The organism is Shigella sp. FJ200513 (assembly GCF_040495915.1).
In the GTDB taxonomy this organism is placed as follows: domain Bacteria; phylum Pseudomonadota; class Gammaproteobacteria; order Enterobacterales; family Enterobacteriaceae; genus ECMA0423.
Window position 1 is genome coordinate 1 of the sequence record NZ_JBDYCV010000148.1, and the last position, 7,299, is coordinate 7,299.

Genomic DNA, 7,299 nt, shown 5'->3' on the forward strand with positions numbered 1-7,299 from the left:
TGGCGTTAAGTCGTGTCTTACCGGGTTGGACTCAAGACGATAGTTACCGGATAAGGCGCAGCGGTCGGGCTGAACGGGGGGTTCGTGCACACAGCCCAGCTTGGAGCGAACGACCTACACCGAACTGAGATACCAACAGCGTGAGCTATGAGAAAGCGCCACGCTTCCCGAAGGGAGAAAGGCGGACAGGTATCCGGTAAGCGGCAGGGTCGGAACAGGAGAGCGCACGAGGGAGCTTCCAGGGGGAAACGCCTGGTATCTTTATAGTCCTGTCGGGTTTCGCCACCTCTGACTTGAGCGTCGGTTTTTGTGATGCTCGTCAGGGGGGCGGAGCCTATGGAAAAACGCCATCGGCGCGGCCTTCTTCCTGTTCCTGGTCTTTTGCTCACATGTTCTTTCCGGCGTTATCCCCTGATTCTGTGGATAACAGCATTTCGTTTTTGAGTGAGTAGATACCGCTCGCCGCAGTCGAACGACCGAGCGTAGCGAGTCAGTGAGCGAGGAAGCGGAAAAGCGCCTGGACGTGCATTTTCTCCTTACGCATCTGTGCGGCATTTCACACCCGGTATGGCGCACTTTTCATACAATCCGCACTGATGCCGCATGGTTAAGCCAGTATACACTCCGCTATCGCTACGTGACTGGGTCATGGCTGCGCCCCGACACCCGCTAACACCCGCTGACAAGCCCGTCAGAGGTTTTCACCGTCATCCCCGAAGCGAGCGAGGCAACTGCGGTAAAGCTCATCGGCGTGGTCGTAAAGCGATTCACAGATGTCTGCCTGTTCATCCGCGTCCAGTTCGTTGAGCTTCTCCAGCAGCGTTAATGTCTGGCTTCTGATAAAGCGGGCCATGTTAAGGGCGGTTTTTTCCTGTTTGGTCACTGATGCCTCCGTGTAAGGGGGATTTCTGTTCATGGGGGTAATGATACCGATGAAACGCGAGAGGATGCTCACGATACGGGTTACTGATGATGAACATGCCCGGTTACTGGAACGCTGTGAGGGTAAACAGCTGGCGGTATGGATGCGGCGGGTCTGCCTGGGTGAGCCGGTTGCCCGTTCCGGGAGGCTGCCGACACTGGCACCGCCGTTACTGCGTCAGCTGGCCGCCATCGGGAATAACCTGAATCAGGCAGCGAGGAAGGTGAACAGCGGGCAGTGGTCTTCCGGTGACCGGGTTCAGGTGGTGGCCGCACTGATGGCCATCGGGGATGAGCTGCGCCGGCTGCGTCTGGCCGTCAGGGAACAGGGGACGCGGGATGATAGTTAAGTTTCATGCCAGGGGAAAAGGCGGTGGCAGTGGTCCGGTTGATTACCTGCTGGGAAGGGAGCGTAACCGGGAAGGGGCAACGGTGCTTCAGGGTAATCCGGAAGAAGTCCGGGAACTCATCGATGCCACGCCATTTGCGAAGAAATACACGTCCGGTGTTCTCTCGTTCGCGGAGAAGGAGCTGCCGCCGGGAGGGCGTGAAAAAGTGATGGCGAGCTTTGAGCGTGTACTGATGCCCGGTCTCGAAAAAAATCAGTACAGCATTCTGTGGGTGGAGCACCAGGACAAGGGGCGGCTTGAGCTGAATTTTGTCATTCCGAACATGGAGCTACAGACCGGAAAACGCCTCCAGCCGTACTACGACCGCGCAGACAGGCCGAGAATTGATGCCTGGCAGACGCTGGTGAATCACCATTACGGGCTGCATGACCCGAACGCCCCGGAGAACCGCCGGACGCTGACTCTCCCTGATAACCTGCCGGAAACGAAACAGGCGCTTGCTGAGAGCATTACACGGTGGATAGACGCTCTTTATCATGTCGGGGAGATAAAAGGCCGTCAGGATGTGATTCAGGCGCTCACAGAGGCGGGGCTTGAAGTGGTCAGGGTGACGCGAAGCAGTATCAGCATTGCAGACCCGAACGGCGGGAAGAATATCAGACTGAAAGGAGCATTCTATGAGCAATCTTTTACAGACGGGCGCGGAGTTCGAGAAAAAGCTGAAAGAGAGAGCCGAATCTACAGAGAAAATGCTGAGCGACGAGTTCAGGAAGCTCGAAGAATCTGTAAGCAAGGCTGTGACATCAAACGAGACGAAAATCAAAGACGCTATAGCCCTGTTCACAGCTTCGACAGAGGAATCACTGAAAAAACATCGGGAAGGGGTGAAAGAGGCGATGATGCAGCACAGGAAGGACGTGTTAAAGCTGGCAGGGAATACGGGCATGATGTTACTGGGGATGGTCATTTTCCTGTTTACCGTGAGTGGCGGGACGCTCTGGTATCTTGGCGGGATGATACAGGCGAACCTGGAAGAAATCAGGAAGCAGAACGAGAGTCTGGAGAAGCTGAACGCGAAGACATGGGGCGTGCGTTATCACGAGGGGAGCAACGGACGTTTTCTGGTGTTGCCCGAGGGGATGAAAGCCGAAACGAACTGGACGATGGAAAACGGGAAACAGAATGCCGTAAGGCTGGTACAGGAGTGACAGAGCATGACGGAGCTGGAAAGCCATTTGCTGAACGCATTAGAGCAGCTGCAACAGGACTATATGCAGCGGCTGAACGAATGGGAGAGCGCCTTCGTGGAATTGCAGAAAATGTTTTCGCTTACGCAACGGGACAACGCGATGCTGAACGAGCGGGTCATGCAGTTGAGTCAGCAGGTGCTGCACTTGAGCGAGCAGACAGAACGCTTGAGCCAGTTATACAGCGAGAACTGGAGATAAGAGAGGAACGGTTGATACAGGAGCGCGAACATGCGTTATTCCTGGAACGGGAACGCCAGCCGGAAATACAGGAACGGACACTGGATGGCCCTTCGCTGGGATGGTAATCAGAGACAGGCTAAAATGTTGTCAGCGCGTTTCCGGTGCATTTTTTGGGATAATGGTTGGTTCGGGGGCACCGGGAACGCGCTTCAGTCAGACCTTGCTGAAAACACAGGAACGAGTTAAAACGCATACGGGCGCGATTCTGGTGTGTCTTTTGTCGCTGTGTTTTGCCTCTATTGCCAGATCGCGCTCATTCCCCTGAACTTCTGTTTTCCCGCTCAGGTCCCCGTCTTCTTCGCTTCCGAAAGCATGAATAAAATCCGTTTCAGCTGTCTCTGGCTGGCAATTCCTGCGTGATTCACATGGCTGCATAGCTATGCATGTGGTTAAAATTTACCGGGTGCGATCGCGGCAGTTTTTCGGGTGGTTTGTTGCCATTTTTACCTGTCTGCTGCCGTGATCGCGCCGAACGCGTTTCAGCGGTGCGTACAATTAAGATATTACGTTAAATTGTGAGGGAATGGTCCCCATATACTGACTTTATCATAGGGATAGGGTTGGTAGTGGGTCGATTGGGTTTCGGCATTGTTTCCGTTAATGCCAATTGCATTTTTGTATTTGATGCAACAGAAGGCGTGAGATTCTCCTGGGCCTGGAAAGGCTAAGTGTTTAGAATTGATGGCAAAATATCTTCCGTCCGATTTTTGAAGTAGTTGTTGTTTGGCTGTCTCCCAAAGGGTGCTGTTACAAACTTCTTGAATTTGTAGTTTTTGCAGGACTCTTATTACTGCGTTGTCATGTTCCAATTCTTTAGGGGAGTGTATTATTCTCTCTTTTAATAAGCTGTTTACCACAGGGTTTAGTTGTTGTCTAAAGCACGCAGATAATGCCATTGCTACACAATTTTGTTCCCGAGGAAGCATGTTTGGCGGGGTATGCCGTGTTTGATGTGATATGTCTATTCTCATAGAAGGTCTCTGGCTTATAGCATCAACAAATACGGCTATAAAACAAAATTTTCATAGAGTGATTCAAGATCTTCTTGAGATCCTTTTTTGCGGCGCGTAATCTGCTGCCTGCAAACAAAAAAACCACCGCTACCAACGGTGGTTTGTTTGCCGGAATCTAGAGCTACCAACTCTTTCTTCCGAAGGTAACTGGCTTGGTGGAGCACAGATACCAAATGCTGTCCTTCTAGTGTAGCCGCAGTTAGGCCACCACTTCAAGAACTCTTAATATCTCAATCCACCTTGTCCAGTTACCAATGGCTGCTGCCAGTGGCGTTAAGTCGTGTCTTACCGGGTTGGACTCAAGACGATAGTTACCGGATAAGGCGCAGCGGTCGGGCTGAACGGGGGGTTCGTGCACACAGCCCAGCTTGGAGCGAACTGCCTACCCGGAACTGAGTGTCAGGCGTGGAATGAGACGAACGCGGCCATAACAGCGGAATGACACCGGTAAACCGAAAGGCAGGAACAGGAGAGCGCACGAGGGAGCCACCAGGGGGAAACGCCTGGTATCTTTAAGTCCTGTCGGGTTTCGCCACCTCTGACTTGAGCGTCGATTTTTGTGATGCTCGTCAGGGGGGCGGAGCCTATGGAAAAACGCCACCGGCGCGGCCTTTTTTCGGGGCCTCTTTTTTGCTCACATGTTTTTTCTGGTGTTATCCCCTGATTCTGTGGATAACCGTATATCCGTCTTTGCGTGAGCAGACACCGCTCGCCGCAGCCGAACGACCGAGCGCAGCGAGTCAGTGAGCGAGGAAGCGGAAGAGCGCCGGAAGCTGCATTTTCTCCTTACGTATCTGTGCAGCATTTCACACCTCATATGTCGCTGTTCTCTCACCATCTGCTCTGCCGCCTCATAATTAAGCCAGTATACACTCCGTTATCGCTACGTGACTGGGTCATGGCTGCGCCCCGACACCCGCTAAAACCCCCTGACGCGCCCTGACGGGCTTGTCTGCTGACGAAAACGCCCACGGGAAAGCCGTGACCGCCTCCGTCAGCTTCGTTATGTTCCTGTTTCACTTTCGGCCTCAAAGCGAATCTGGATGCTGTTCTGGAGTTCTTCTGCGAGTTCGTGCAGTCGTTTGCACATGGCCGCCTGTTCGTCGGCATCCAGAGCATCCAGTTTTTCAAGCAGTGTCAGGCTCTGGCTTTTGATACATCGCGCCATATTCAGCGCAGTTTGTTGTTATTTGTTCACCTTCCGTTGTTCTCCGTCAGTTCCGGGTGTCGGGGGGGGGGACCCTGAGCAGGTGGTAATTGTAAGACGTTGCGGGCGACGGTATTACAATTGCACATCCTGTCCTGTTTCTTTAGGACGTATCATGGCACAGCATATCAACTGATAAATAATCCCTGTGCAGTGCAGCCGCTGTTGCATAAAATTTCGCTCTGCGTCGAGTGTTTCTTAATCAATAATTCCGCTGATACTCCGGAAAAACGCGAGTCTGTTCTCATGCCTGAAATGCCCACACCCCACGCAAAAACAAGTTTTTGCTGATTTTTCTTTATAAATAGAGAGTTATGACAAATTAGTTCTTCTTGCTCTCTTTGTGATATTTAAAAAAGCGGTGTCGGCGCGGTGTTGTAGCTGCGCCAACACCGCTTTTTAGGGGTGGTACTGACTATTTTCATAAAAAAAACATTATCTTATATTAGGGGTGCTGCTAGCGGCGCGGTGTGTTTTTTTACAGGACGCCCCTGGGGGCGCTGCTAGGGGTGTCTGTTCAGATATGTAGCAATGAGTCAGGGATTCACGAACTGAAAATGTCCGAAAATGTGTCTCATGGGCACTGTATGCGCCCAAACCGATCGTCATTCACTTTCATGCATAGCTATGCAGTGAGCTGAAAGCGATCCTGACGCATTTTTCCGGTTTACCCCGGGGAAAACATCTCTTTTTGCGGTGTTTGCGGCAGAATCGCGTTCAGCGCGTTTTAGCGGTGCGCGCAATAAAATGTTATGTTAAATGTCTGCTGAATGGTTTTTAGGTTTTTTCCTAACATATGATAGAATAAAAAAACCATATGTTAATATATTGTGTTTTTTTCAATGAAAATCTCAAAGGTCTCTGACGAACATTTTTCTAATTACAACATGTTGCCGAATGGTAATGAAGAAATTGACCTTTTTGGCTTGATTAGCGTTTTATGGGCAGCAAAAATAAAAATTGTTGGGGTGATTCTATTTTTTGCTTGTATTGGCTTTCTTGTTTCTTTTGTTTTGCCACAAAAATGGACTAGTTCTGCTGTGGTTACTCCTGCTGAGTCTGTTCAATGGAGTGAATTAAATAAGGAGCTTTCCAAGCTTCATGTTCTGGGAGTGGATTTTGATATCAATCGTGATAGCGCATTTGCTCTGTTTATTAAGAAATTTCAGTCCGTTAATTCGTTGAATGAGTATATGAGATCATCTCCTTATGTTATGGAGATTATTAAAAAGAATAACATTAGCGCTCTCGAACTGCATCGTGCAATTGTTGAGTTGAGTAAAAATATGAAGTCGATTGATGATAATGCCAGTAAGAAAAACGACAAGTCATCATTGTATGTATCATGGACTCTGAGTTTTACTGCTCCAACAAGTAAAGAAGCTCACGATGTGTTGTCTGGGTATATTAATTATGTTTCTTCCCTTGTTGTAAGGGATTTGATGGAAGATATAAGAAATAAACTAGAAGTTAAAACTAATGTTGAAAAAGAAATTCTTGCACTGGATGAGATAAAAATTAGAAACCAGCTGAATGCAGATATTCGACGCCTCAATTATTCACTGGAGGTTGCTAATGCGGCTGGAATAAAAAAACCTGTATACAGCAATGGTCAGATTATGAAGGATGACCCAGATTTTCCTGTGGCTCTCGGTTCTGATGGTATAGCAACTAAATTGAACATCAAAAAATCAATCAAGGATGTTTCGGAATTGAGTGGGGAGTTGCGAAATCGTCAATATGTTGTGAATCAATTGGTTGTGGCGAAAGTGGGGGATGTTGATTTTATGCCATTTCAGTATCAATTGAGCCCAACGTTACCGGTCAGAAAGGATGGGCCAAGTAATGCCATAATTGTAATTCTTTCTTCTGTCATTGGAGGGATGCTTGCATGTGGCTATATACTTTTACGTCATGCCATGGAGGCCAGAAAGATGAGTGTGATTGAGTAAAAGTTGTGCTGATGCATCATTTTATAAGCAACTTTTATAAAAAGTTCAAAGGATCTTCTTGAGATCATTCCCTTACAGCCGTAGTCTTCTACTCTAGAAAACGAAAAAACCACCTGGGGAGGTGGTTTTTCGAAGGTTCAGTAAGTTGGGGAACTTCTGAACCGTGGTAACAGTCTTGTGCGAGACATGTCACCAAATCTGTCCTTCTAGTGTAGCCTCAGTAAGGCTGCCACTTCAAGAACTCTCAATACATCTCTCGCACATCCTGTTTACCAGTGGCCGCTGCCAATGGCGTTAAGTCGTGTCTTACCGGGTTGGACTCAAGACGATAGTTACCGGATAAGGCGCAGCGGTCGGGCTGAACGG

9 protein-coding genes are annotated in these 7,299 nt (G+C 49.3%); 3 read left to right on the forward strand and 6 right to left on the reverse strand.

From position 1 onward, the window contains the following. Positions 1-90, reverse strand: a 90-nt coding sequence (locus ABZJ92_RS19780) for a replication initiation protein (RefSeq protein ID WP_164837093.1), incomplete at its 3' end; no start/stop codon positions are given. A 601-nt stretch (positions 91-691) separates the two neighbouring features. Beyond that, on the reverse strand, positions 692-883 hold the full coding sequence (locus tag ABZJ92_RS19785; protein WP_000165994.1) for a Rop family plasmid primer RNA-binding protein: 192 nt from the start codon (positions 881-883) through the stop codon (positions 692-694). Positions 884-947: 64 nt separating this feature from the next. Between ABZJ92_RS19785 and ABZJ92_RS19790 the strand changes: the two genes are divergently transcribed. Together ABZJ92_RS19790 and mbeA are read left to right on the forward strand one after the other, a co-directional pair. Next, on the forward strand, positions 948-1,271 hold the full coding sequence (locus ABZJ92_RS19790) for a MobC family plasmid mobilization relaxosome protein (protein ID WP_000956004.1): 324 nt from the start codon (positions 948-950) through the stop codon (positions 1,269-1,271). After that, positions 1,261-2,826 (forward strand): plasmid mobilization relaxase MbeA, encoded by a 1,566-nt coding sequence (gene mbeA / locus ABZJ92_RS22545; protein ID WP_025715427.1) that lies wholly within the window; start codon positions 1,261-1,263, stop codon positions 2,824-2,826. The genes ABZJ92_RS19790 and mbeA overlap by 11 nt, the downstream gene beginning before the upstream one ends. A gap of 438 nt (positions 2,827-3,264) precedes the next feature. Here the strand turns inward: mbeA and ABZJ92_RS19810 are convergent, their stop codons facing one another. The 3 genes from ABZJ92_RS19810 to ABZJ92_RS19820 form a co-directional block, all read right to left on the reverse strand. After that, a complete protein-coding gene (locus ABZJ92_RS19810) occupies positions 3,265-3,657 on the reverse strand; it encodes a hypothetical protein (protein ID WP_128567429.1) in 393 nt (130 codons plus the stop codon). Positions 3,658-3,973: 316 nt separating this feature from the next. Further along, on the reverse strand, positions 3,974-4,132 hold the full coding sequence (locus tag ABZJ92_RS19815; RefSeq protein ID WP_005093880.1) for a hypothetical protein: 159 nt from the start codon (positions 4,130-4,132) through the stop codon (positions 3,974-3,976). A 645-nt stretch (positions 4,133-4,777) separates the two neighbouring features. After that, entirely contained in the window at positions 4,778-4,948 is a 171-nt protein-coding gene (locus tag ABZJ92_RS19820; RefSeq protein ID WP_255625548.1) for a Rop family plasmid primer RNA-binding protein, read from the reverse strand. A gap of 875 nt (positions 4,949-5,823) precedes the next feature. On the opposite strand from ABZJ92_RS19820, the gene wzz(fepE) reads away from it, so the two are divergent. Beyond that, positions 5,824-6,933, forward strand: a complete 1,110-nt coding sequence (gene wzz(fepE) / locus ABZJ92_RS19825) for an LPS O-antigen length regulator Wzz(fepE) (RefSeq protein WP_005065596.1) — start codon at positions 5,824-5,826, stop codon at positions 6,931-6,933. 244 nt (positions 6,934-7,177) lie between these two features. Here wzz(fepE) and ABZJ92_RS19830 read toward each other — a convergent pair. Then, on the reverse strand, positions 7,178-7,299 hold a 122-nt coding region (locus ABZJ92_RS19830; RefSeq protein WP_249538318.1), incomplete at its 5' end, for a replication initiation protein.